The sequence below is a fragment of the Phytoplasma sp. genome (genome assembly GCF_035187685.1).
Lineage (GTDB): Bacteria > Bacillota_I > Bacilli_A > Acholeplasmatales > Acholeplasmataceae > Phytoplasma.
This window is the reverse complement of sequence record NZ_CP131022.1, coordinates 103,748-129,414: the sequence shown is the minus strand read 5'-3', so window position 1 is coordinate 129,414 and position 25,667 is coordinate 103,748. Positions and strand designations below refer to the sequence as shown.

General features: G+C 23.4%; 22 protein-coding genes and 1 tRNA gene. 1 reads left to right on the top strand and 22 read right to left on the bottom strand.

What is annotated here, in order from left to right; translation table 11 throughout:
* Window positions 1–379: 379 nt before the first annotated feature.
* The 19 genes from Q2306_RS00565 to eno form a co-directional block, all read right to left on the bottom strand.
* Complete coding sequence (locus Q2306_RS00565) at window positions 380–532, bottom strand: hypothetical protein (protein ID WP_323847807.1); 153 nt, start codon at window positions 530–532, stop codon at window positions 380–382.
* 689 nt (window positions 533–1,221) lie between these two features.
* Complete coding sequence (locus tag Q2306_RS00560) at window positions 1,222–1,350, bottom strand: hypothetical protein (RefSeq protein ID WP_323847806.1); 129 nt, start codon at window positions 1,348–1,350, stop codon at window positions 1,222–1,224.
* 1,574 nt (window positions 1,351–2,924) lie between these two features.
* Window positions 2,925–3,479, bottom strand: a complete 555-nt coding sequence (locus Q2306_RS00555; protein WP_323847805.1) for an SVM family protein — start codon at window positions 3,477–3,479, stop codon at window positions 2,925–2,927.
* A gap of 1,797 nt (window positions 3,480–5,276) precedes the next feature.
* Complete coding sequence (locus Q2306_RS00550) at window positions 5,277–5,606, bottom strand: SVM family protein (RefSeq protein ID WP_323847804.1); 330 nt, start codon at window positions 5,604–5,606, stop codon at window positions 5,277–5,279.
* A gap of 188 nt (window positions 5,607–5,794) precedes the next feature.
* Entirely contained in the window at window positions 5,795–6,166 is a 372-nt protein-coding gene (locus Q2306_RS00545; RefSeq protein ID WP_323847803.1) for an SVM family protein, read from the bottom strand.
* Window positions 6,167–6,655: 489 nt separating this feature from the next.
* Window positions 6,656–6,877, bottom strand: a complete 222-nt coding sequence (locus Q2306_RS00540) for a hypothetical protein (RefSeq protein ID WP_323847802.1) — start codon at window positions 6,875–6,877, stop codon at window positions 6,656–6,658.
* Between the two features lie 1,121 nt (window positions 6,878–7,998).
* Window positions 7,999–8,808 carry a lysophospholipid acyltransferase family protein gene (locus Q2306_RS00535; RefSeq protein ID WP_323847801.1) on the bottom strand — a complete coding sequence of 270 codons (810 nt, stop codon included), beginning with the start codon at window positions 8,806–8,808 and terminating at the stop codon, window positions 7,999–8,001.
* A gap of 11 nt (window positions 8,809–8,819) precedes the next feature.
* Entirely contained in the window at window positions 8,820–9,302 is a 483-nt protein-coding gene (locus Q2306_RS00530) for a dihydrofolate reductase (protein WP_323847800.1), read from the bottom strand.
* Window positions 9,299–10,165 carry a thymidylate synthase gene (locus Q2306_RS00525; RefSeq protein ID WP_323847799.1) on the bottom strand — a complete coding sequence of 289 codons (867 nt, stop codon included), beginning with the start codon at window positions 10,163–10,165 and terminating at the stop codon, window positions 9,299–9,301. Before Q2306_RS00525 ends, Q2306_RS00530 begins: the two co-directional genes overlap by 4 nt.
* Before the next feature lie 99 nt (window positions 10,166–10,264).
* Window positions 10,265–10,353: transfer RNA gene (locus tag Q2306_RS00520), tRNA-Ser, on the bottom strand.
* A gap of 70 nt (window positions 10,354–10,423) precedes the next feature.
* Window positions 10,424–11,626, bottom strand: a complete 1,203-nt coding sequence (locus Q2306_RS00515; RefSeq protein WP_323847798.1) for an acetate kinase — start codon at window positions 11,624–11,626, stop codon at window positions 10,424–10,426.
* Between the two features lie 407 nt (window positions 11,627–12,033).
* The gene (locus tag Q2306_RS00510) at window positions 12,034–12,744 is read right to left on the bottom strand and encodes a hypothetical protein (protein WP_323847797.1); all 711 of its coding nucleotides are present in this window, start codon (window positions 12,742–12,744) and stop codon (window positions 12,034–12,036) included.
* A gap of 279 nt (window positions 12,745–13,023) precedes the next feature.
* Window positions 13,024–13,818 carry an HAD-IIB family hydrolase gene (locus Q2306_RS00505; RefSeq protein WP_323847796.1) on the bottom strand — a complete coding sequence of 265 codons (795 nt, stop codon included), beginning with the start codon at window positions 13,816–13,818 and terminating at the stop codon, window positions 13,024–13,026.
* 37 nt (window positions 13,819–13,855) lie between these two features.
* Window positions 13,856–14,722: a ketose-bisphosphate aldolase gene (locus tag Q2306_RS00500; protein ID WP_323847795.1), complete on the bottom strand. Its 867-nt coding sequence runs from the start codon at window positions 14,720–14,722 to the stop codon at window positions 13,856–13,858.
* A gap of 141 nt (window positions 14,723–14,863) precedes the next feature.
* Complete coding sequence (gene gap, locus Q2306_RS00495; RefSeq protein ID WP_323847794.1) at window positions 14,864–15,874, bottom strand: type I glyceraldehyde-3-phosphate dehydrogenase; 1,011 nt, start codon at window positions 15,872–15,874, stop codon at window positions 14,864–14,866.
* A gap of 16 nt (window positions 15,875–15,890) precedes the next feature.
* Window positions 15,891–17,096 carry a phosphoglycerate kinase gene (locus tag Q2306_RS00490; RefSeq protein ID WP_323847793.1) on the bottom strand — a complete coding sequence of 402 codons (1,206 nt, stop codon included), beginning with the start codon at window positions 17,094–17,096 and terminating at the stop codon, window positions 15,891–15,893.
* A gap of 137 nt (window positions 17,097–17,233) precedes the next feature.
* On the bottom strand, window positions 17,234–18,199 hold the full coding sequence (locus Q2306_RS00485) for an ATP-dependent 6-phosphofructokinase (RefSeq protein WP_323847792.1): 966 nt from the start codon (window positions 18,197–18,199) through the stop codon (window positions 17,234–17,236).
* Between the two features lie 206 nt (window positions 18,200–18,405).
* Entirely contained in the window at window positions 18,406–19,932 is a 1,527-nt protein-coding gene (gene gpmI / locus Q2306_RS00480) for a 2,3-bisphosphoglycerate-independent phosphoglycerate mutase (RefSeq protein ID WP_323847791.1), read from the bottom strand.
* 48 nt (window positions 19,933–19,980) lie between these two features.
* A complete protein-coding gene (gene eno / locus Q2306_RS00475) occupies window positions 19,981–21,273 on the bottom strand; it encodes a phosphopyruvate hydratase (RefSeq protein WP_323847790.1) in 1,293 nt (430 codons plus the stop codon).
* 406 nt (window positions 21,274–21,679) lie between these two features.
* Between eno and Q2306_RS00470 the strand changes: the two genes are divergently transcribed.
* Entirely contained in the window at window positions 21,680–21,886 is a 207-nt protein-coding gene (locus Q2306_RS00470; protein WP_323847789.1) for a hypothetical protein, read from the top strand.
* A gap of 1,232 nt (window positions 21,887–23,118) precedes the next feature.
* Here the strand turns inward: Q2306_RS00470 and smpB are convergent.
* From smpB to Q2306_RS00455, 3 genes are all read right to left on the bottom strand, one after another.
* On the bottom strand, window positions 23,119–23,565 hold the full coding sequence (gene smpB / locus Q2306_RS00465) for an SsrA-binding protein SmpB (RefSeq protein ID WP_323847788.1): 447 nt from the start codon (window positions 23,563–23,565) through the stop codon (window positions 23,119–23,121).
* 95 nt (window positions 23,566–23,660) lie between these two features.
* Window positions 23,661–24,197, bottom strand: coding sequence for an inorganic diphosphatase (locus Q2306_RS00460; RefSeq protein WP_323847787.1), 537 nt, complete (start codon window positions 24,195–24,197; stop codon window positions 23,661–23,663).
* 78 nt (window positions 24,198–24,275) lie between these two features.
* Complete coding sequence (locus Q2306_RS00455) at window positions 24,276–25,568, bottom strand: hypothetical protein (protein WP_323847786.1); 1,293 nt, start codon at window positions 25,566–25,568, stop codon at window positions 24,276–24,278.
* Window positions 25,569–25,667 lie beyond the last annotated feature (99 nt).

Here is a 25,667-nt window from a genome sequence, read left to right as displayed (position 1 = left end):
CTAATAATAGTAGTAATTTATATTATCTTTTCAAGAGATCGACTACTACTAGTATACAACTTTATTGTTTTAATTTTAAATAAAAATTTATATATTGATTATATAATGATAGGTTTAAAAAAATTTATTATTATCTTTTTTATTCTGATCTTTTTTTATCTCTTGACTTAATTTAGGTCTTGTTATTTTTGTTCTTCTTTTAAGATATTAATTTCTCCAGTTATTGTTTCATTTTTTCTTCTAGTCAATTTTGTTACAATTTTAAATCTGTTAAGTCAGAAACTAAATTATTTTGTTTAGTTAATTCATTTACAATTAATATTTTATATTCATCAATTAGTAAACATTTTCTTTCTTCGCGTTTTAATTGTTGGATTGCTCATTTTTCTTGTTCTGAATTTAAAATTATATTATACGCATAACAAATTTTATATTTTTCTATTTTCTTTTCACAATCTTTGTAGTCGGCTTTTGATTCTTCTAATTTTTGCTCTATTATTTTTACAATTGTTTCGTATATATCTTTGTACATCGTTTTAATTGTTCTGTCTTCATTGTTAAATAATTATGGTCTAAACAGATTACACGATGAACTTCGTGAAACTATTATTAATCCACCTTTTGATGATAATGTTCCAAAGACTTTTTAGTTATTACAAAGTTTAATACTATTAACATGCCTCAACTGCAGAAAAATAATCCATATATAATTAGGCTTCCTAGGAAGATATCGTCGCAATGATTACACCAAAACTAAATTCATGCTTTTTATCCCAATAGGTTGCGGTAAATCTTGATTCAAAAGCTGCTTCTCTAAAAATTTTTAATCTTTTTTTGTTTTTTTAGATTAAAGTTCATTTTTATTTTATTTAGTCAATATTATTTTATTATTTTGGATTTCTGTGAGTATTTGTTCAATGGATTTGATTTAGGCAAAAATTTTTTATTCTCCAAGAGTTAATTTATCATAATCACGCTGTAATGGATCTCTAAATTTAATTTTATTTGATAACACATTGGGGGTCGGGAGTCTCATGCATTTCTTTTTCAGCTTATAAATCAGTTTTTTCTCTTTTAATTTTGATTATTTATTTAACAATTAATTTTTTTAAGTTTCTAACCAGTTGATGTTATTTTTTAATCTAGTTTTGTCATTTTCGTTAGTATTTGTTTTTAGTTATTCTTATTCTTTGTTAACTCATTTTATTTTTGATTTTTATTTTAAGATATTGATATTTCCAAATACATTTTTGATTTTATTTTTATTTCTTTAATGGTGTTTTTGTTTTTATCTAAGGTTTCTTTTATTTTTTCTTTTTGTTCTTGAGTTATTTTTTTAGCTTCGTACAATTATTTTAATTCGATTTCTATTTTGGTTAATTCTTTTTCCCAAGATATTTTTAAACCTTTGTAATCTTTGATAATTTCATAATATAATATTAACCCCATTTCAATCCTTAATGATAGGTCTTTTCTAGATAATTAAACAAATTAATTTGTTCTGTCGAATCAAAAGAGCTCTTGATAAAAAACTGATGTAAGGGTTATTTTTGCTATTTTAATAAGGCAGATCAATAAATAAAAAATCATCTTTTATGGCGTTAGAAATTATTTTTTGATAATCAGTAAGAAATAAATACATGTTTCTTTTTTTTGAAAATGTTTTTTTGAAGGTAATTAAATCATTTAAATTTAATATTCCTGTTTAAAATTTTGATTGATAACTGAAATACGTAAAATAAATTTTGATTATTTTTGTATCTTAAAATACTAAGAAAACAATATTTACTGAAAATAAAGAAAAGCCCTGCTTTAGTTAATCTTTTTTTTATTTTTGTTAATAAATAGTTATATTGATTTAATAATGTTTGAAAAACGGCTTTTTAATAGAGTTAGTCGTAATTATTAATAAATAAAATTTTGAAATACCAATGTTTTTTAATAAAATATTTAGGAATTATCAACAATATTTTCCAAATCGATAATAAGTCGAGATCATTATCATTTAAAATAGCTTTTTTAATAATTAGAGAAAGATAAATAAATCCACTACCTTTTATTTTTTAATTTTTTTAACTAAGAGTTTATGATTAATTTTTCTTAAATATAATTGATAAGGATTAATAATTTGGTACCCTGTAAATGATCAATGTTTTTCTTTCTTGAAAGGAAAAGGTTATTATATTTATGAGTTTTTTACTGAATCGAAGAGGAATAACTTTTTCTAATAAGTTCTCTGGTTGAAGTTATATAGACAACAAATTCATAACCTACATCTTAATAATTATTTAAGACTTTTATTAATCTAAAATTACTTATTAATATAAATCATCTTTTTGAAAGACTCTTGGATAATATTTTAATATATCAACCAAATTATTTACAGATATAAATGCATATCAATTAATTCATCTCGAAATTTTAATTTCTCTTTATTTTTTACAAATTCTTTAAATAATTCTTATCTTGATATTTCATTCCTTTCTAAAAATATTTTTAGAAAGGATATAAAAATTATTTCAGTCTTTGAAAATAGTTATAAACTTATATAGGGTTATTAAAAAAAATAAAGATTATAAAAGAAATAGTGAATAAAACTTTTCTTAGGGATTTAGTTTGATTCATAGTTTTAACCTCCTTTTGATTTTGAATTATTCTAATCTCGTCGAAATAGCCATTATTTGATTTTTTTATTTTCTTAATTGATATATTTTTCGATGTTGTGATTAAATTTATTTTTGTAACGTCTTTTTATTATATATTCGTTTTTACTACTAAATGCCTTTGTATAATAGTTTTTTTAAATTAATATCTAACCACTTTTCTTTATTTTTTAATTTATTAACTTGTCAATTCGTTGTGTGTTAAATAAAAAAGACCCTAGAAAAGGGTCTTTTAGAATTGAAAGTTGAATATTTAATTATTCAACGTCTTCTTGGGTTATTGTTTCTTTGTTGTTGATCTCTTATTTGTTGTATTATATTATTAATTTGTGATTGAACTTGATCTATATTTATTTGAATATTTCTTAATATATTTATCTGTGATTCAGAAGCATGCAAAGGAATGTTGTTGATGGCAGTCATCATTGAATTTTCTAATAATAAACTTTCTCTTTCGAGTTGAATTCTTGTTAAATTTAAATCTATATTTCTTATCATTTGTTGTTGCATATTTAGCAGTCTTTGTTGATAATTTACTATTTGTTGATGTATTTGTTTATGTCTATTCAAAAGATTTACTATTTCTGGTTCTGAAGCACGATTTAAAAAAGCATTAATAATTTGTTGTGCTGAATTTCTTTGTAATAACATTAAGTTTTGAAATTCTCCTATATTATTTATAATTTCAGCGTTTGGATTTTGTGATATATTATTATTCATCGCCATAACTCGATGATCACTAAAAATAAATAACAACCCTATAAAATTAATTAAACAAATATAAACTATTTGAAATTTATTTTTTAATTGAAACATTATTGAAATCTCCTTATTTTTATTCCTCAAACGAGATGATTTCGTAGAGGGAGAATTGAGATAAGATATTACTATTTATTTCATTAAATAATATTCTATCATAATTTTTTTTCAATCTATTTTTAGATTTTTAAGCAAATTTTAATTGTGAATTTAGGGATTTAATTTTATTAACTTTTTTATGGATCAAATTCTAGAAAATTTATTTGAATCATTAAAGCGTCACATTTTTTTGGTATTCATCAATTTTATTTTGATATTCATTTAGAGGTTTTAAATTAAATTTCCAACTATTTTTAATTTTATCAATTTCGATTTTTTATTCTTCGGAAAGTTTTTCTAGGGATAATACATATTTATCATTTTCAAAAAAGACATAAGATTGAATTTTATCAAATTCTTTTGAAATTCTTTTGAAATTCTTTTGAACTTAGAAATAATGGTTTATAATGTTGCTTTTATTTTTTTCAATTTTGTGCACATTCATTAATTTATTCTTCATTAAAATTATATTTTTTAAATCGTGGGATTTATAAATCCGAAATAACTTGTAAAAATTCTCAATTAAAAATATTGAAGCCTAAATTATTAAAATTATTTTTTTTAAATCTGATAATTTATCTTTGTAATAGTATATTTATATTCCGTTCTAAATGTTCTAAACTATCAGATGGATCCTAATATAAATGTGAATTAACTTTTTTTAGTTTGATATTCTTCTTAAAGGAATAAAAAATCTTGTTGTAATTTTAAAATAATATTTAATTTTGCTTTAATTTTAGTTTTAGTAAATTATCGAAATCTAATGTTGTCTTAATAATATTAGATAGTGAATTATTTTTATTTTGTTTTTTTACTTGAAATAACGCCCCATTGTAATACAAATTACAACAAAAAATAAAACAATAATAAATTCTTTATAATTTTTAAAAAAGTTCATTCTTTAATTTTCTTTCTAATAATAGTAGTAGTTTATATTATCTTTTAAAGAAATGATTACTAATATTATACAACTTTATTGTGTTAATATTAAATAAAAAGTTTTATATATTAATTAATTGGTAATAGATTGAAAAAATTTATTATATCTTTTTTGTTTTGAAATTTTTCGAACTTTTGAGATAGTATGGGACTTGTTGTTTTAGTTCTTCTTTAATAAAAGTGATTTAATTATCAATAGATTCTAATTTTTTGTCTAGTCGTTCTCTTTGTATGATTTTTAATTTATTTTTTTGAAGTGTTCTTGAGAAAACGGAACACAAAAAAATAATAAATTAGATATAAAATATGTCTAATTTAATTATTAAATTTCTCGAAAAGAGACTTACCTGAGTTAGAAACTCAACTGTATACTCCTAAGAGACCTTGAGGAGGGTTTTTGAGTTTAGGATAAAAAAATTGTTTATTATAAGGATTGTATGAGAGTTCTTCAAGGCCGTAGATGGAAGTTTGAATATCAAAATATTCTAAGATGTTGGGAATATCTTCTTTATCTAGAACGTTAATATCGTATCTTTTTAATTTAGGTTGGGTGTTTAACCATTCTTGTTGGAGGGTTTGGGAGTCTGTTAATTTTATTTTGGATTTTGTTTGTTTGTGAAAATAGTTATGGGCGTAGATATGGTTATGAAATAAAAGAAAGATTAATAAAGAAATAACAATTAAGAGAACTTTTTTAGGAATTTAGTTTGATTCATATATTTTTCACCTCCTGGGTTTTAAGTTTTATTGCCTAACCAGTTTGGGGGGTAAAAAACAAGACCCTTGAAAGGGTCTTGTTTTTGTATATCTTTTATTTTAAATAGATTTATTTCTTTGTAATTTTATACAATTATTTTTATTATTTGTGGGTTTTGCTATAGAATTTATTACATTTATCTTGTGAGAGACACTTTGTAATGATGAATTCTTATCACTAACATAATAACTCATTTTTAATGAATTATTATAATTTTCGTTAATATTAATTTTATAAAATGTTTTTATTTTTTGAGTATTTAAAAGACTTAAATTAATTTCTGTATTTTCCATCGCCATTACTTGATGATTGTTAAAAAGAAATAATAATCCTATAAAAGCAATTAAACAAAAATAAATGGTTTTAAATTGTTTTTTTAATTTAACCATTAATTAAATCTCCTTTATTTTTATCCCTCATATGCGATTATTTCGTAGAGAGAGTTGATAGAGTTTAGGACGGATTGATTGTCTTCTAAATAATAATTTATCATAATTGCGTTGTAGCCAGTCTCTTATAGTTTGATGGCATCTGATAACATACCATTTAAATACTTGAGGAGGGTCTTTATGAAGAATTAATTATTTTCATTATTTAAAGTTTTTAAAAGTATTTGATAAGTTTTTAATTGTTCTTTTTGATTATGAATTAAATTTTCTAAATTTTGTTTTAAAGCTAAAAGAGTATTTTTTCTAGGTTCATTATTTGATAATTGTTGTATTTCGTTTTCTGTATTTATTTTTTGAACTGCATTTTCGCGAATTTTATATTTTAAATTAATTATATTTTCTTCAATAGAGTAATTAGTTATGTTTTGATTATTATTACTAGTGATAGCAATATCTTTGTTCATCCCCATTACTTGTTGATTATTAGTAATTAAAAACAATCCTAAAAAAACTAATAAACAAATATTTATTATTTTAAATTGATTTTGTAATTTAAACATTATATGAAATCTCATTTTATTTTTATTCCTTAAATTTTAACTATTAAAATTTGTTAAGATTTTATAACCAGTCAGGGCTGATTTTTTTATTATTTTCAGCTTCTTCGGCTTTATCGTTATTATGTTTATCTTTGAAGATGAATAAAGTACCACGAACAGGATCGAAGTGAAGGTAGAAGAAGTCAGTTAATTCGAATTTATTATTATGGGTAAAAATACTACCAAGATAGAAATCTTTATCTTCTTGTAAGAAATGTTTTGGACCTTTGTATTTTAGGATTAAGTGATTAACAACTGGTCCTCTTCGTGTTGTTGTTTTTCGAAATCAATATAACGACACAATTTACTATCATCTTCCATATCAAAGTGTGTGTTTTCAAAACCGTCTTTAAAGCCAAAATCTTCTGAGATTGCCCCTCGTTTATTCCAACGGTCGAAAGGATGACGGTTTTTGATGAAGATAGCAAGGTTGGAAGGTTCGTGTTGGGATTAGAGGCGGTCTTGAATAGTCGTGATTTCGAAAAAGTCTTTATTAGATTTATCATTAAGTTGTTGTTGGTAATAACCAACCCCATTAAAACCATCGAATTTATAAAGCATTTTGATAATGTATCGATCTTGACCTCTTTGATTTTCATCTTCCCATTCTTCTAAGATTTTAACTTCGACTTTATTTAGAATAGGAATCGGGTTTTTAGGAAGTTTAATCACTCCTATTTTGGTTAAGATTATAAAACCAACAAAAACAACAATGATAAAAATAATTATTAATAAAAACCATTTGATTATTTTTTTTAATTTTAATCATAATTATTAATTCCTTTTAGAATAATTTTTAATATACAGTTATTTTAACATATTTAACTTTTTAATTAACATTAAAACCATTTTTTGAACTAAAAAGTTACTGGTTTGATAATATTATTATTAATATTTGTACGGATAGGTTGGAATTAACCAACAAAAGTTTTTTGTTTTTTTATTATTTTTTCTAGTTTATTGTATTCATTATTTTTAGACGATAATTTGGTTTTTTTGTATTTCAATTCTTAACTAGTTTGTTCATGTTGTTTTTTTCGGTTTTTAGTTTTTATTTCAAGGTTTCGATTTCATTTCGGAGTTCAGCGTTTTCTTGAAGGTATTTAGCTAAGGGCTGATTCTAAGGTTTTGATGGTAACTTCTAAAATTTTGGAACACCTTAATATACCCTACTTTTAAGTTTGAATAAAGTAAAGAAATGTCAAAAATTTAGGATTATCGATGATTCAAATACCTAGTCTTAATATCTATAAATGTATAACGAAACTAACAAAGAGGTTAGCAGCTAAAATATGTGAAGTATAGTAAGGGTTATTGATAAACAACTAGAAAACCACCATACTAAAATAATTCGAAACAAGAATTAGCAAAGTATTAGAAACAAAGAAACAAAAATACTTTGTAAACCATGTCACAGACAAATAACTAATCAACAAATACAAAATTTTTAAAAAATAAAATAAATTAAACTAATATAAAACTTATCCTAAAGTTAGAAATTTAAAACCGCCGTATGCTTAGAAATTTGCTTGTATAGTGGTGTGTAAGACTCAGTATAAATAACCAAAACGTACTGAAGCCTAAAACTTTTTTTCTATCACGATTAAAACATTGCCTTATTTCATAAGTTTAGTATTCATTTTACCTATTTATAAAAACCTCAAAAACTTTATAAAATATTCAAAATTACATCCAATCTTTGTTTTTCTTTAGTAAAAAAAGCAGTTAAAGTTTTACAATATACCAAAACAATTACATGAATACAAAGCATTAATTTTTTTAAAAAAGAATAATCATAAAACTGAATTAATTATTTGAGTAACTGTTGTATTTATTTCTTTAGTACTTTTAGTTTTATAATTTTCAAAATTTAAAACAGGATGAATAAAAATGTCTACTTTTTTATTTCGAAACCAACATTTGCCTCGCATAGCATAACTTCCTCTTAACGTAATAGGAAGAATATTTGATTCGCTTTTGAGAGCTATTTGAAAAGAACCATCTAAAGAATGACTAATTTTATCATTAACAACATTTTTAACTCCCCCTTCATGGAAAACAACAATCGCTAAATTTTTTTTAATGTTATCCAAACTTTTTAAAATATTTTGAATAATCTCTCTATCATTTCCTCTTGTAATTTTAATGCAATTCGAAGCATTCAAATAATAACTCAAAAACCATCCAAACTTTCCACGATACAATTCATCTTTTGGAGTAAAAGAAATAGTCCTAGGGAAAATAGAAGCGATAACAAAAGGATCAAAATTATTTTTATGGTTAGAATAAATAATTAATCTGCCATTAAGTGGAATTAAATGTTTATTATGAACAATAACTTTAATACAAAAAAAACGTATGATTAATTTAGACATACTACCAATAATTTTTTGTCTTAAAGGGTGATCAACTCTTAATTTTTTAGAAAACCAAAATGCTAAAAATAAAATAATTAAAATAAAAATCCATGATAAAACCAAAGTAATTAAAAACCATAAAATGCAGGATAAAAATGAAACCAATATCATATCAAGTTGTGTTGCAAATAAAAAACGAGCAATATTTAAAAACACAACGGATATAATAAAAATACAAGTAAACATATTCTGAATCCTTAATTTAATTTTCTTCTATAAGTGACAAAAATCAATTCTGGTATTATTTTTTTATCTTGAATCAAATACTTTGTATAATCAAAACAAGGAAAAAAAATATCACCTTGATATCTTTTAAGAACATGAGTAATATACATTACATCAGCATATTCAAAAGATTGTTGATAAATCTGACTACCACCAATAACAAAAATATTGTCTTTTGACACTTTATATTTTTCTAAAAAATCCTTTAAATTTGAAACCCAATTAACATTAGAATCTAAAATAGGAGAATGACTCACAACATATATTTTATTAAAAGGGAAAGATTTATCCTTATAATAACTTTTTAAAGATTGATAAGTATTTAAGCCCATTAAAACACTTTGATTTGCCACTTTTTGTTTAAAAAATAAAAGATCTTCTTTATAATGCCATGGTATTTTATCGCCTTTTCCAATTAAAAAATTCGAATCCACAGCCGCAATTAAACTTATCATACTGCCACTTTCGCTTTCAAAGCATTATGTGAAATATAATTTTTTAATTGGAAATCTGAAAATTTAAAATCTTCTATATTTTTAACATTAGAATTTATAATTATTTTAGATAAAGGATGGGGATTGCGTTTAATTTGAATTTTAATTTTTTCTAAATGGTTTTCATAAATATGCGCGTCACCCAAAGTATAAATAAATTCATATGATTTTAAATTAGTAATTTGAGCTATCATAATTAAAAATAATGAATAAGAAGCAATATTAAAAGGGATCCCTAAAAAAACATCTCCGCTTCTTTGAAATAATTGCAAAGAAAGTTTATCATTTTCTACATAAAATTGCATCATAACATGACAAGGTGGTAATAGCATTTTGTCTATTAAAGGAGGGTTCCAAGCAGAAATAATTAAACGCCTAGATGAAGGATTTATTTTAATTTCTTGAATAATTTTTTGTAATTGGTCAACGCCTGCAAAATTACGCCATTGTTCTCCATAAATAGGACCTAATTCTCCATATTCTTTAGCAAAATTTTTATCTTTTTTAATTTTTTTAATAAATTCTTCTAAAGTTTCTTTTTTAAATAAAGGAGATTGGGTATATTTTTGATAAGGCCATTCGTTCCAAATATTAACATTATTTTGCACTAAATATCTAATATTAGTGTCTCCTTTAATAAACCACAATAATTCATGAATAATACCTTTTAAATACATTTTTTTAGTAGTTATTAAAGGAAAACCTTTATTTAAATCAAAACGCATTTGATGTCCAAAAATTCCTTGAGTTTTCACACCAGTTCTATTTGTTCTTATAATACCCTTATTTAATATTAAAAAACATAATTCTAAATATTGCTTCATATAAATAATTTTACTTCCTTTATAATGTTTTTCGAAAAAACATTATATGTAAATGTTTTTAAAAATATAACTTAACCAAAATATAAAAAATAAATTATTTGGCGGAGGAAAAGGGATTCGAACCCTTGCATCTAAAACGATCTACGCGCTTTCCAAGCGAGCCTCTTAAACCACTTGAGTATTCCTCCGGATATATATAAAATAATCTACTTCAGTCGAAACTAAAGTAGATAAATAAAAGGAAATTGAAAAAATTATTTAGTTATTATTTTTTACATTTATTGTCTTTTTGCTTAAAGCAAAAACCTCTCGAACAATTGTTATCTCCTCGTTGGTTGGAACAATCATAACTTTAATAGAAGACATCTCACTAGAAATAACTTTTTCACCTTTTTGTTTGTTTAATTCAGGATCTAAATAAATATTTAAAACTTCTAATTTTTTGATTATTTCTTGACGGAAAAAAGAAGAATTTTCGCCTATGCCGGCTGTAAAAACTAAAACATCTATTCCTTTTAACAAAACATAATAACTCGCAATATAATCAACTATTCTTTTAATTTGGATTTCGTAAGCTAAAATAGATTGTTTATCACGTTGCATTACTTTATCTTCTAAAATTCGCGCATCATTAGAAACTTCAGACATACCTAACATTCCTGATTTCTTATTTAAAATATCCAAAATGTCTTTATAATTTTTATCTGCTTTTTTAGCAATATAAAAAATAGCAGTTGGATCGATGTTTCCACTTCTAGTGCCCATAGGAACACCTTCTAAAGGAGTTAATCCCATTGATGTATCTACAGATTTACCATTTTCAATAGCGGCTAACGAAACACCGTTTCCTGCGTGACAAATAATCATTTTTAAATTAGTTTTTTTTAAAAGTTGTTCAACTCTTTGAGAAACATATTGATAAGAAATACCATGAAAACCATATTTTCTTAATTTATATTTTCGATACCATTCATAAGGAACAGCATATAAAAAATTTTGTTCTGGCATCTCTTGATGAAAAGTAGTATCAAAAACACCTACTTGTAATACCTTTGGCAAAATCTTTTTAAACAATTTAATACCTAAAACATTAGCGAAATTATGCAAAGGAGCTAAATCATTCAAACTTTCTATTTTACAAATATTTTCGTCTGTCAAAACAACAGAATTTTGAAAAATTTCTCCACCTTGAACAATTCTATGCCCTATGGCTTGAATATCTTGCAAAGAATTAATAATTTTATTTTCTACCAAAGCATCTAATATTAATTGAATAGCTTGATAATGATCGCTAACTAATAATTGTTTTTTAATTTTTTGTTCTTTAAATTCAATATTAAAAATGGCATCATCATAACCTATTTTTTCCACAGAACCCAGACAAAACAATTTTTCTTCAGGCATATTTAATAATTTAAATTTTAAAGAAGAACTCCCTGAATTAATAGATATTATTTTCATTAGTAATATAAACTTTCTAGATCTTTTTTAAAAAAATATAAAACATATTATTCTAATTTTTTTATAAATGTTTAAAATATTATTATTAATGTTTTATCTAAAATAAAAATTTATTTTTTTAAATAAAAAAGTATTAATTTATAAATTATTTTAAAATATCTTATAATTTTGATATTAAATTTTTATAATAACTTATTTTTAAAATATTATCCTATAAAAGAAATATAAAATAACATTGTATAAAATTATATTTTTAATAATACATTTATATTTTATATATATTTTTTTAAAAAAATATATAAAATATAAATTTTAATAAAATAATAACAATTCAAAAATATTCATATTTAATCCTACAGAACTATCATTTTATTATAAAATAAAAATCAGTAATTTATTATTTTTATTTATAAAATAAAACACAATATTAACAAAATAAATATAAATATCAAAATAATATCAATTATTTTATTGGAATGCAAAAAATTATGTTTACTTCGCTTTTGTTCTATATCTATATTTTTGTATTTAACAGGAACTATATCTGTATGTTTATCTGAAGCAACATAAACACCTGTAGAACTAGGATGTCCTTTAACTTTTAAATTAATTTGACTTAAAGAAGGATTTAATCTTTTGACTTGACGAATAATTTCTGTTTCACTTGACTCAGATATTTCTCCTAAATCAGTTTTTTGAATTAAATTATCTAATTTATTTTTATACTTAAAAAGAAATTTGTATTTTTGAGTTGAATTATTACTATCATGTGTTTTATTTAAACCTAATTTAAAATAATATTGATCATCAGATACAAAAAAAGAATTTTCAGAAGGAAAATTATTACTTGTTTCAATAATCTTAAATAATGGCATATTTTTTAAAATAAATTGTTTGTCTTTTTCATCGATTGAAAAAATTTTTTGATTTATAGAATTTATAACTAATTGTTTTAAATCATTTATGTTGGCGCGCCTTAAATCTTTTGAAGGTACTAACCCCAAAGTGTATTGTTGTTCTGCACGAACTATATTCGTTGTACAAAAAAACAAAAAAATCAAAAAACAAAAAAAATAATATTTAAGGTTTATTAATCTATCAATTTTATATCTTTTCATAATTTATGTTGCTACCTTTATTTTATTTTTAGTAGAATATAAATCAAATAGAACAAAATTTTAAAATATTTTGATTAAAAAACTTTATTATAAATTTATTTTTTTTAACACAAATATTATATATTTTATCATATAAAAATTATTTAATATAAAAAAACAAAAAACTTTAATTTAAATTAAAAAAAAAAAAAAAAAAAGAGTTTTTAAACTCTTTTTTTTATCAAAATCAATAAATTTAACAAAATATAAATATTTTATAATAAAAAATTTATTTATGAATTAAAACAAATTATTCTGTTTAAAAAAATCATAAAGCTTATCTTCTTCAATATGAGGAGCTATTAAACTAGAATTTTTTTTAATTTCTTCGTAATCAGAATTTCCTAAACCAATACCAATATCTGATAACTTAATCATATCAATATCATTTACACCATCACCCATGCAAATTAATTTATGTTCTGGATATAATTTTTTAATTTGTTTGATACCATGAGTTTTATTAATACCTTTAGGAACCAAATCAACTCCACAACGAGTTCTCCAATAGTATACTTCGAATTGTGTCAATTCTTTAATAAAAAATTGAAGTTTTACCAAATCAGTTTCAAAAAGCCAAATTTGATAAACTTTATTATATAAATGAAAACTTGGAGCTACAATAGAATGTTTATTGGTGCAGCATCTTTGGCCTAAAATTAACGGGATTAAATCTTGTTCACTAGGCACAACTTCTTCATACAAACTAGTCATTCCGATTCTAATGCCTAATTCATGAGATTTATTAATCAAATATTGAATATCTTCTATTTTGAAAGCTTGATCATCAATTACTTCATCATAAACTTTAGTTAAACCACCGTTAAACAAAACTAAATGTTTAAAATAAGGTAGCATATCACCTAAAACATTTAATCTTTTAATATTACGCCCTGTAGCGATCCCTAAAATAGTATTCTTTTGTTCAGCTAAAATTTTAATAGTGCGTATAGTTTGGGGTAAAATTTTTTGAGACTGAGAGCTTAAAATAGTGTTATCAATATCAAAAAAAAACATTCTTTTTTTAAAATTCATTAAAATCTATATAATACTCCTTGTATTTGTTTAAAAATTAAGATTGATTTATACTTTTAAAAAGAATTAATTTTTTTTTTAGCTCCTCTTTAATAGCTAAATAACCTGGTTTTAATAATTTTCTTGGATCAAAACCTTTATTCATTAAATCTTTTTTTTCTTCAATATACTTTCTAGTTGCTTGAGCAAAAGAAATTTGGAATTCGGTATTAACATTTATTTTAACTACTCCTAAAGGGATTACTTTTTGGATCATTTCATCTGGAATACCAGTGCCTCCATGAAGCACTAAAGGAGTTTTATTATTAGTTAAATCTCTAATTTTTTTAAAAACATCCAAATTCAGTCCTTTCCAATCAGAAGGATATTTACCATGAATATTTCCGATTCCAGCAGCCAACATATCAACTCCTAATTGAGCGATTTGATAGCATTCATAAGGATCAGCAATTTCTCCTTGACCAATAACGCCATCTTCTTCGCCGCCGATACTACCTACTTCAGCTTCAACTAAACGACCTTTTGCATGACAAGCTTTTACAATTTCTTCTGTTTTTTTTAAATTTTCTGCAAAAGGATAGCAGCTTCCATCGAACATAATTGAATTAAACCCTACTTCTAAAGCTTGATATGCCCCTTCATAAGAACCATGATCTAAATGTAAAATAACAGGAACAGAAATATTATAAAAAGCATCTAGATTTTTGACTAAAGAAAATACTGTTTTAAAACCGCCCATATACTTAGCAGCTCCTTCAGAAACTCCTAAAATAATTGGAGATTTCAATTCTTCTACTGTTTCTAAGGCAGCTTTTATCCATTCCAAATTATTAATATTAACTTGAATAATCGAGTATCCTTTTTCATGAGCTTTATCAATAACTTTTCTATCTGAAGTTAACACTCGTTTTATTTCCTTTCTGGGATTAAAGTCCAATATTTAAATTATAACTTTCTTAAAAAATAAAAATTCATTAAATTTTATTTTTTAAGAAATAAAAAAATTATCCAAATTATTTAAAACAAATTAATATTATTTTGTTTTTTAAATCAAACAAGTCATTTTATTAAGTAAACGTACTAATTGACTTACATAACTCATTTCATTATCATACCAAGAAATTAACTTAACAAAACGAGGTTTGTCTTTTAAAACTTGAACCGCATTAGAATCATATAATGAGCCGTAACTTGTTCCAATAATATCAGATGAAACAATCGGATCTTGAATATAAGCTAAAGTTTCATTAGCTTTTTTTTGAAACAAATTATTAAGTATTTCTAGAGTAACTTCTTTATTTAATTCAACTGTCAAATCTACTAAAGAACCACTTAAAGTTGGAACTCTAATTGCTATTCCATCTATTTTACCTTTTAATTCAGGAATAACTAAACCAATAGCTTTGGCAGCACCAGTAGAACTAGGGACAATATTTGATGCCGCAGCTCTTCCCCTTCTTGTCCAAATGCTTTTAGGATGATTTTGATCTATAAGTGATTGATCATTTGTATAACTATGAACAGTAGTCATAAAAGCTTGATTGACACCGAACTCATCATTTAAAACTTTTACAATTGGTGCCAAACAATTTGTTGTACAAGAAGCGCCACTAACAATATTATCTGATTTATTTAAAATATCATCGTTAACATTGAAAACAATTGTTTTAATATTATCGCTAGTAGCTGGAGCACTAATTAAAACTTTTTTGGATCCAGCTTCTAAATGTAATTTAGCTTTTTCTTCGCTTGTGAAAAACCCAGTACATTCTAAAACTATATCTATTCTTAAAGCTTTCCAAGGCAAATTTTTTGGATCTTTTTCTTGAAAAATAAAAATTTTTTTACCTTCCACTATCAAAGCATCTTTTTCAAAATGAATATCATCGATTTTATAACGACCTTGAATACTATCATATTTTAATAAATAAGCTAGAGTTTCAGGTGTAGCTAAATCATTAATAGCTACAATATCAATTTGAGGATTGCTAAATAAAGCACGAAATGATAATTTTCCAATACGTCCTAAACCGTTAATTGCTATTTTTTTTTTCATAATTTTCCAACTTTCTTTAAATACTTTCAATACATGTCAACCCTGGCATCTCTTTTTCTTCTAAATATTTTAAAAAAGCTCCGCCCCCAGTAGAAATATGACTAAAATTATTTTCTAATTTAAATTTAATTACAGCTGCTGCACTATCTCCGCCACCAATAATTGTGATGATTTTATTTTTTAATTCACTTATTATTTGAGCTATCATTTGTGTTCCTTGAGCAAATTTTTCAAATTCAAAAACTCCTAATGGACCATTCCATAAAATGGTCTTAGCAGACATAAGATAATATTTAAAAAATGAAATAGTTTTAGGGCCAACATCCAAACCCATCATATCAAAAGGAATTTTATCATAATCATAAATAATTGCTTCAGTTTCTGGTGAAAATTTTTCTCCGCAAACAAAATCTTGAGGTAAAATAATTTTTTTTCCTTCAGAAGAAGATAATATTTTTTGAACTAAAGTAATTTCATTGTCTTCTAATAAACTTTTCCCTATTTCAAAACCACGAGCTTTTAAAAAAGTAAAAGACATTCCCCCACCAATCAAAAGAAAATCCACTTTTTTTAAAAGATTTTCAATAATTTTAATCTTATCAGATACTTTAGAACCCCCTAAAACAACTATTAAAGGTCTTTGAGGTAAATTAACAATTTTATGTAAAAAATTAATTTCTTTTTCTACTAAAAAACCAAAACACTTCTCCGAAATATAAGTAGCAATACCTACATTAGACGCATGTGAACGATGACAAATTCCGAAGGCATCATTCACAAAAACATCTCCCAATGAGGCCCAATATTTTCCTAATTGGATATCATTTTTACTTTCTTTTTTGTCATTTAAATCTTCAAAACGGGTATTTTCAACTATCAAAACAGAACCAAGACGTAATTTATTAATTTCTCTTTCTAATAATTCACCTCTAGTTTCTGGAACAAAAACTACTTGTTGGTTTAAATAAAAAGATAATCTTTCTGATACTTTTTGTAAACTAAATTTTTGTAAATCTTCTTTTGTTTTAATTCTGCCTAAATGAGAAAAAATAATTATTTTACCTTTATTTTTTATAAGATATTCTAAAGTAGGTAAAATAGCTTTAATCCTATTATCGTCAGTTATATTACCTTTTTCTAAAGGAACATTTAAATCAACTCTTAATAAAATTTTTTTATTTACAATTTTAGAGATATCTAAATTATGCAGTGTTTTTAGCATTTTATATCTCCTTTTATATATTTTTTGAATTAATTCTGCCTACATTTATTTTATTTAAATACAAAAATAATTATTTTTGTAAAAACAAAAATTTTTAATATATTTAGCAAATAATAAGTTTGCTTTATTTATACATATTAAAAAATATCCAAAAGCGGATTACGAACATTTGCAACATCTAAAATATTTTCAAAATTAACATGAATTAATTCATTTTTATTTATTGCTACAGCACAATTGTGAATATTTTGTTTTAATAAATTTAAAGCATAAGTTCCCATTTGTATTGCTAAAATACGATCTTCTACAGTAGGAGAACCACCTCTTTGTATATGTCCTAAAATTTGAGCTCTTGTTTCAAATCCGCTATAACTTTCCACTTCTTTAGCCAATTGGTAAACATCTAATATGTTTTCAGTGATAACTACAATCACATGTCTTTTATTTTGTATTTTTAAATTTTTAATTTTGTCTAAAATAAGTTGTTTTGGAATAAGATTTTCTCTTGTGATAATCAAATCTGAATTCGTAGCGAGTCCACCATATAAAGCTAAGTCTCCTTTATTACGACCCATGACTTCAATAATAATGCATCTATTATGAGATAAAGAAGTATCACGTAATTTTTCAATAGCATTCATTACATTATTAACAGCTGTACTAAAACCGACTGTAAAATCTGTTTTATTAATATCATTATCAATAGTCGCTGGAATTCCTATACACTTTATGCCTAATTCTTCTAATTTCATAGCTCCACGATAAGAACCATCGCCACCAATAATAATTAATTTGTCAATGCCCCTTTTTTTTAAATTTTGAACACATTTTTGACGCACATTTAAATCTTTTTGAAAAGACAAAAAGCGGGCAGTGCCTAAATAAGTTCCCGCTCTATTAATTGCACATAATGGCAATTTATTAAAATTTAATATCTCTATTTCATCATTATATAATCCTAAATAACCATCTTTAATACCATATATGACATAATTATTTTTGTTGCCTGATATTAAAATAGCTCTAATTACACTATTCATTCCTGGTGAATCGCCGCCTGAAGTTAAAACTGCTATTTTGCGAGCTTCTTCTTTATTTGTCATTCACAATAATTCCTTTGTTTTTATTCAATTTATCTTAATATTATTTTACAAATTTAATTTTACATTCTTTTTTTAAGAAAAAAGAATAAAAAAATATAAATTGATTTTTTTATTAAAAAAATAATTTAAAAATCTTTGATTTAAAATAAAAAAATATTATAAATATATTCATTTTTTATTTATTTTTGTAAAAATAAATTTTGAAATTAATGCAAAATTAAACTTTGGCCTTTCATTTCCTGAGGTTTCGAAATCTCAAGTAACTCTAATAAAGTAGGAGCCACATCACATAAAGAACCCGTTCTTAAATTACATTTTTTATTAATCAAAATAAAAGGTACTAAATTAGTTGTATGAGAAGTATGTGGTTCACCTCTATCATCTACCATTTGTTCTGCGTTACCATGATCAGCTACTACACAAGCAATTCCGCCAATTTTTAAAATAACCTTTACGACTTCTTTTAAACATTTATCAACTGTTTCAACAGCTTTAATTGTTGCTTCTAAAGAACCAGTATGACCTACCATATCTGGATTGGCAAAATTTAAAATCATAGTTTGATATTTTTGAGATAAAATAGCTGTTTTAGCTTTGTCAACAATTATAAAAGCACTCATTTCTGGTTTTAAATCGTAAGTTTTAACTTTAGGTGAAGGAACTAGAATATTATCCACGTTCAAAAAATTTTGCTCTTTTCCGCCATCAAAAAAGAAAGTTACATGAGGATATTTTTCTGTTTCAGCAATTCTTAATTGATGTAGTCCATGAGACGAAATAATTTCGCCATAAATATTTTTTAAGTTTGCTGATTTAAAAGCAACGACGCCCGAAACATATTGAGAATAAAAAGTCATAGTAACTAAAAAAATATTTTTGATTAATTTATTACCTTGAAAAGATTGTTTTCCTATGGTTTGAAAATGCGAAGTCATTGAAGGATTCGATAAAGCCACTGCCAAACGGATAATGCGATCAGAACGAAAATTTACAAAAATAACACTATCATTATCATCAATAAGTCCTTGTTCATCTACAATAAAAGGCTGAATAAATTCATCACTAATGCCTTCTGTATAAGAATTTCGAATTCCTTCTAAGGGAGATTTAATTATAGATGCTTGATGCGAAGTTAACATGTTATAAACCAAATTAATACGATCCCAGTTATTATCACGATCTAAAGCAAAATATCTACCACTTACAGAAGCAACTTTAAAACCATAATTTAAAATTTGTTGCATATACTTTATACCTGAATAAGGCTCAGTATCTCTTCCATCTGTAAAAGCATGTAAATAAGTTCTATCTTCTACTTGATGTTTTTTCATTAAATCTAATAAAGATTCAAAATGTGGTAAATAAGAATGAACTCCTCCGTCTGAAATTAACCCTAACAAATGTATTTTGCTGTTATGTTGTTTAACATGATTAATCGCTTTTAAAAACTGTTCGTTTAAAAAAAATGATTCATCATTAATAGATTTATTTATTTTTGTTAAATATTGATCGATAACTCTTCCAGAACCTAGATTTAAATGTCCTACTTCGCTATTACCCATTTGACCTTCTGGCAATCCTACTTCTAATCCAGAAGCTTTTAAAGTAGTATTAGGATGATTAGCTAAAAGATAATCTAAATAAGGAGTTTTAGCTAAATAAACAGCGTTATTTTCTTTTTTAGCTGATAACCCTAACCCATCCAAAATAATTAAACCTACGAATTTATTCAAAAAAACCTCACTTTTAATTAATTTTTTTATTTAACTTGAATAAAAAAATTATTTTTTTAAATTATAAAAACTTTTTAATCCTAAATAAGGAGCGTTTTGTAATTTTTCTTCGATTCTTAATAATTGATTGTATTTAACTATTCTGTCGGTTCTTGAAATAGAACCTGTCTTTATTTGCCCTACGTTAGTAGCAACAGCTAAGTCAGCTATAGTAGTGTCTTCGCTTTCACCACTTCGATGTGAAATAATAGCTGTATAAGAAGCTTTTTTAGCCATTTCAATAGTTTCTAAAGTTTCTGTTAAAGTTCCTATTTGATTTAATTTAATCAAAATAGAATTTCCTATTTTATTTTCTATTCCTTGAGATAATTTATTAACATTAGTAACAAATAAGTCATCGCCGACTAATTGAACTTTATGACCTAATTTTTTTGTTAAAAGTTTCCATCCGTCCCAATCATTTTCATCTAAGCCATCTTCAATAGAAATAATAGGATATTTATCTACTAATTTTTCATAGTAAGCAACTAATTCTTCGCTATCAAAAATTTTATTATTCTCCGAAGCTAAAACATATTTTTGTTGATCTTTATCATAAAATTCAGAAGCAGCAACGTCCATACCTAAAAAAACATCTTTGCCTGGTTTATAACCAGCATTTATGATAGCTTGAATAATATTTTGTAATGCTTCTTCATTAGAATTGAAATCAGGGGCGTATCCACCTTCATCTCCTACAGTAGTTGGTAAGTTTTTTTGTTTTAAAATTTTGCCTAAATGATGAAAAACTTCAGCACCACAACGTAAGGCTTCTTTAAAAGTATAAAAATTAGTAGGCAAAATCATAAATTCCTGAAAATCGATATTATTAGAAGCATGAGCACCGCCATTAATAACATTCATCATAGGAACAGGCATTTGTTTAGGTTGAATGCCGCCTATGTATTCATAAAATTCTAAATATAAATAATTAGCTGCTGCTTTTGCACATGCCAAAGAAACTCCTAAAATTGCATTAGCACCTAATTTAGATTTATTATGTGTTCCGTCTAATTCAATTAAAGTTTTATCAATCAAACTTTGTTCTAAAACAGACATTTTTTGTAATTTAGGTGCAATGATTTTTGATACATTTTCAACCGCTTTTAAAACACCTTTACCTAAAAATCTTTTAGGATCGTTGTCTCTTAATTCTATCGCTTCATATTCACCTTTAGAAGCGCCAGAAGGAACAATAGCTCTTCCTGAAAAACCTGTCAAAGTAAGAATCTCTACTTCTATTGTAGGATTCCCTCTAGAATCTAAAATTTCACGAGCAAAAATTTTATCAATATACGGCATTTTTATAAAAACTCCTTTTTTAAACTTAAAAAAATAAAAAACCACACAAAAACAATTTTTTAATTAATAAAATACATAGTTATTATAATATTATTTGCAAATATTTTTATACATAAAAAGTTTTATTTTTTATTCAAATAAGAATAATAGTATAATTTAAACAAGGAAATATCACAAAAAACTTATATTTTGATGAATTTAAGTTATATTAAATTTTAGAAAAAATTATATTATTTTTCATAAAAAATAAAAAATATATATTATATGTTAGAATTATGTATGATCCAAAATTAATAACTAAATATAAAATGTTAATAATTTTTATAAAAAGGTCATAAAAATAAAACTATTGATAAAAAATATTAAGATAAATATAAATAAAAAAGAGGTTTAATAAATAAAAATCATGTTTGTAACTAAATTAATAATTTTATTATCAGGTATATTTATAGGAATTTTTGTAGGAGCTATTTTATACAAATTTATTTTAGATTTTCCAATAGACAAATTAAAAACATCAAAAAGTAACTTAGATATTTGGTTAATCAAATGGTATGATTATATAAATATATTAACGAATCAAATTTCTAAATTTATTAAAAACAAAAAATAAACATGAAGCAAAAAAAGATCCTCGATTAAGAGGATCTTAATATTTTTTAATTCATTTACATTAATACGAATTTGATTTACAAAATAAATGTTATAAAAAAGATTAAAAAAATGGAATCGAAAACAAAAATCCAACTATTTGTGAAATAAGCAGGCGAAAAAAATCAATTATTACCTTTTTTAAATATTTTTATGGATATAATAATATAAAACATATTTTGAACCTTTTTAAAGGCGAAAATAATTTTTTAAGTTTATTAACTAAAAAAATTATTTTATCTGATATTAATGAAGAATTAATTATTTCTTGACAAACTTTGCAAGTAAAATCTAATGCTGTAATTTATTTAGTCAAAAAATACATAAATAAATTAAATTCTTCAGGAGAAAAATTTTATTATCAATTTTAGAAACCAAGATATTTTTTGTTTGAATAATATTTAAAAAACGGCATATTTTATCTTTCTCAACAAAACTTGTTTCAATGAGTTTTATAAGGTTTAACTTCTCAAAATAAATTTAATACTCCTTTTAATTAGTTAAAATTAATATTTATTTGAATAATTTGATCCATAAAAAAAATTTAAAGCAAATAATTTGTTTTGTTTCGATCCTTATCACGATTCAGATACTCAAACTTTTAACAGTTATATGCTAATGCTAAAAATTTTGACAAATTAGAACAAGAAGAAAATTGCGTCAATCTTTAAAAAAAACTGATTCTAGAGGTGCTAAATAGGTTTTAACTAATCATGATATAAAATTAATTAATTTTATATCAATCTTTTTATTCTTTTTATTTTATACTTATTCCGTTGAATAGATTTATTAATTCTAAATACAAATATAAACCATAAAAAGGAAAAAAATAGATAATTTATTATTTTTTTAAAGAATTACAAAATACTTCTTATAATTTAAAAAATTAATTCTTTTGAAGCGAAATTACTAATTTTATTGATGAAAATCACAAAATAATTAAAACATTCAATGAACTTACATAAAGCAATAATTTTTTGACAAATTTGAATTTTATTATAAAAAATTCATCTATTTTTAAATTTTTTCCAATATTTATCACTAATAAAAATTTTTTTAAAGATAAAAATTTTTTTAAAGAAAAAGAATTCATTTGCCTAAATAGCCAAAAATAAGAAATTTTTTTTGATTATACAAACTCATAATTAAAATTAATTAAACTATTTTAGTTGGAATATCTTTCCTTTTTATACTTTATAAATATGATAAAGTTTTTTTAATTTTTGCATCATCATCTTTCTTTTTCAAGGTTGCCCTTTTATCATATTTTTTCTTACCACGCACTAAATAAATCTCTAATTTTAACAAATTTCTATCAGAAATAATTTTAACAGGAATTACACTCAAACCTTTCATTTGGATTTTATTTTTAATTTGTAAAATTTCTCTTTTTTTTAATAATAATTTTTTTTTTCTCTTTTCATCGTAATCGAATGAATTGCAAAATACATATTTATCTATAAACATATTAAAAACAAAAATTTCATCATTTTGAACATTAACATAAGCATTATCTAAATGAACTTTTTTTAATCGAATAGCTTTTACTTCATTGCCTAGTAATTGAATTCCAGCGACATATTTTTTTTCTAAAAAATAATCATAAAAAGCTTTTTTATTAATTAAAATTGTTTTTATCATTATTTTCAATCACTTTTTTAATCCAATCCTAAATTATATTATTTAATGTCAATAATATAATTTAGGATTTTAATATTGCAAATAAAATGCATAATTTATTTATAATTTTTTTTCAATTGTAGGTATTTATCTAAACATTTACGAATAACAATTAATGATTTAGATTTGTCATCTATCAATTTTATAACAACTTTTTTTTGTTCTAAATCTTTGTAATGATGCAAAAAATGTTTTATTTCTTGTAAAACAGCATTTGGAATGTTTTTAATATCTTGATATTCTTGCATGAAAGAATCTTTTATAGGAACAGCAATTATTTTTTCATCTAATTCTCCGTTATCAATCATATTAATGACTCCAATAGGTCTACATTGGACAATAACCATTGGTTCTAATACTTCTTTAGATAAAACAAAAACATCTAACGGATCATTATCATCACAATGTGTTAAAGGAATAAAACCATAATTAGCAGGATAAACAAAAGAAGTATTTAAAATACGATCTAATTTTAAAAAACCTGTTTCTTTATCTAATTCATATTTTTTGTTACTACCTTTAGAAATCTCAATTAAGACAAGAAAATCATTTTCAGTAATTCTTTGAGGATTAATTTGGTTTAAAAAATTCATATATTAAATTTTCCTTTTTAATTTAAATAAATAATAGACATTATTTATATATAATGCACAAATGCACAACATATTAATTTATTTTTTTTTCAGCCCAAACAATTTAGTTTTTGTCATAAATAGCTTTTTATTTTGTTTGATATCAATAGATAAATGATTAAAAAATAAATATTCTTGTGTTTTAGAATCTAAAATTAAAATTTTATCTATTAATTTTAATTTTTCTTCTATTTTTTGTTCATCTAAAAAAATTTCATAAAAACAAAGATAAAAAACATCTTCGTTATTTTTTTCAATTTGCAACAAAAAACCTGTTGTTTGATGTTCTTTTTTAGAAGATATCTCTAATTTCATCTCTTTTAAAGGTTTTATATTTTTATAATCTATCGAATGATGAAGAGAAAAAAATTTAGGTATAAATATAGAAATAAATTTTCTCATCAAATGCAAAAGAAAATTTTTATCTAAAATTTCTATATCAGTAATTTCAATAACATTTGCTAAAAATTCTTCAATTAAATTATCAATGTCCTTTTGAGATGTTCCTTCTTTATCCATTTGTTTTAAATGGTTAATATAGTTCGTTAAATGTTGTTTGAAAATAATTAAATCTTCGCTTTTAAAATTAATTATTTCAAAAATCAAATCTACAATTGAATAACCAGAAGTTTTGCAATTACAAAAAGATATATCAACAGAATGAATTTTGTGTCTATCTTCATCTTGAAAATAAAAACAACCTAATTCAGGATTTTTTTGCAATAAAGAATAAAAAGAAACACTTTCCAGACCTATTCTATCATATTTATTATCTATAAATTCTTCTTTAAGACCTGCAATATCTAAAAAATCAAATAAAATTTCTATTTTAGGAATATGATGTTCTAATAAGTTTAATATTATTTGTTTAAAATTTAAAATTTCTTGAAAAGAAGAGCAAGGAACAGTTTTAGCATTTTCATGAATATTATAAAACAATCTTATTTGTTTAGAAAATAAAGAACCTAAATCATGTTTCCAGCCTATAATAGGATGTTTAGCATTTAAATCTTTTTTATATTCTTTTTTTAAAATTTCTATTTCTTCATTTTGGGTATTAAAAATAATATCAGAAATAATTAATTTATTTTTTTCTTTTAAATCTTTAAAAACCACAGAAACATCTTTAAATTTTAATTTACTATCTAAATTATCATTATTTATTATTTTGTGATTATATTTTTGAGAATATGTTTTTGTTAATTCACTAACTTGTAAATTTTCACTATTGTTAATTGCTTTTACACAAATTAAATTAATTTGTAAAAAATATAAAATAAAAAACAATATAATAAAATTAATTTTTTTTAAAAAAAAATTTTTTCTTTTCAATTTTTTATTTCTACCTAAATCTATATCATTTTTTATATCAATAAATGAAATAAATATCATGACAAATCAAAAAAAATAAAAAAACATAACAAAATTTCT

What these genes read in the sequence shown, in the direction of transcription:
- Q2306_RS00525 (WP_323847799.1), bottom strand. Translation starts at nt 10,165, where the DNA reads ATGAAGCAATATTTAGAATTATGTTTTTTAATATTAAATAAGGGTATT.
- Q2306_RS00460 (WP_323847787.1), bottom strand. Translation starts at nt 24,197, where the DNA reads ATGAATTTTTTAAACCAAATTAATCCTCAAAGAATTACTGAAAATGAT.
- Q2306_RS00510 (WP_323847797.1), bottom strand. Translation starts at nt 12,744, where the DNA reads ATGAAAAGATATAAAATTGATAGATTAATAAACCTTAAATATTATTTT.
- Q2306_RS00470 (WP_323847789.1), top strand. Translation starts at nt 21,680, where the DNA reads ATGTTTGTAACTAAATTAATAATTTTATTATCAGGTATATTTATAGGA.
- Q2306_RS00545 (WP_323847803.1), bottom strand. Translation starts at nt 6,166, where the DNA reads ATGTTTAAATTACAAAATCAATTTAAAATAATAAATATTTGTTTATTA.
- Q2306_RS00550 (WP_323847804.1), bottom strand. Translation starts at nt 5,606, where the DNA reads ATGGTTAAATTAAAAAAACAATTTAAAACCATTTATTTTTGTTTAATT.
- Q2306_RS00565 (WP_323847807.1), bottom strand. Translation starts at nt 532, where the DNA reads ATGTACAAAGATATATACGAAACAATTGTAAAAATAATAGAGCAAAAA.
- Q2306_RS00490 (WP_323847793.1), bottom strand. Translation starts at nt 17,096, where the DNA reads ATGCTAAAAACACTGCATAATTTAGATATCTCTAAAATTGTAAATAAA.
- Q2306_RS00555 (WP_323847805.1), bottom strand. Translation starts at nt 3,479, where the DNA reads ATGTTTCAATTAAAAAATAAATTTCAAATAGTTTATATTTGTTTAATT.
- gap (WP_323847794.1), bottom strand. Translation starts at nt 15,874, where the DNA reads ATGAAAAAAAAAATAGCAATTAACGGTTTAGGACGTATTGGAAAATTA.
- Q2306_RS00530 (WP_323847800.1), bottom strand. Translation starts at nt 9,302, where the DNA reads ATGATAAGTTTAATTGCGGCTGTGGATTCGAATTTTTTAATTGGAAAA.
- Q2306_RS00515 (WP_323847798.1), bottom strand. Translation starts at nt 11,626, where the DNA reads ATGAAAATAATATCTATTAATTCAGGGAGTTCTTCTTTAAAATTTAAA.
- smpB (WP_323847788.1), bottom strand. Translation starts at nt 23,565, where the DNA reads ATGATAAAAACAATTTTAATTAATAAAAAAGCTTTTTATGATTATTTT.
- Q2306_RS00505 (WP_323847796.1), bottom strand. Translation starts at nt 13,818, where the DNA reads ATGAATTTTAAAAAAAGAATGTTTTTTTTTGATATTGATAACACTATT.
- Q2306_RS00485 (WP_323847792.1), bottom strand. Translation starts at nt 18,199, where the DNA reads ATGACAAATAAAGAAGAAGCTCGCAAAATAGCAGTTTTAACTTCAGGC.
- Q2306_RS00535 (WP_323847801.1), bottom strand. Translation starts at nt 8,808, where the DNA reads ATGTTTACTTGTATTTTTATTATATCCGTTGTGTTTTTAAATATTGCT.
- eno (WP_323847790.1), bottom strand. Translation starts at nt 21,273, where the DNA reads ATGCCGTATATTGATAAAATTTTTGCTCGTGAAATTTTAGATTCTAGA.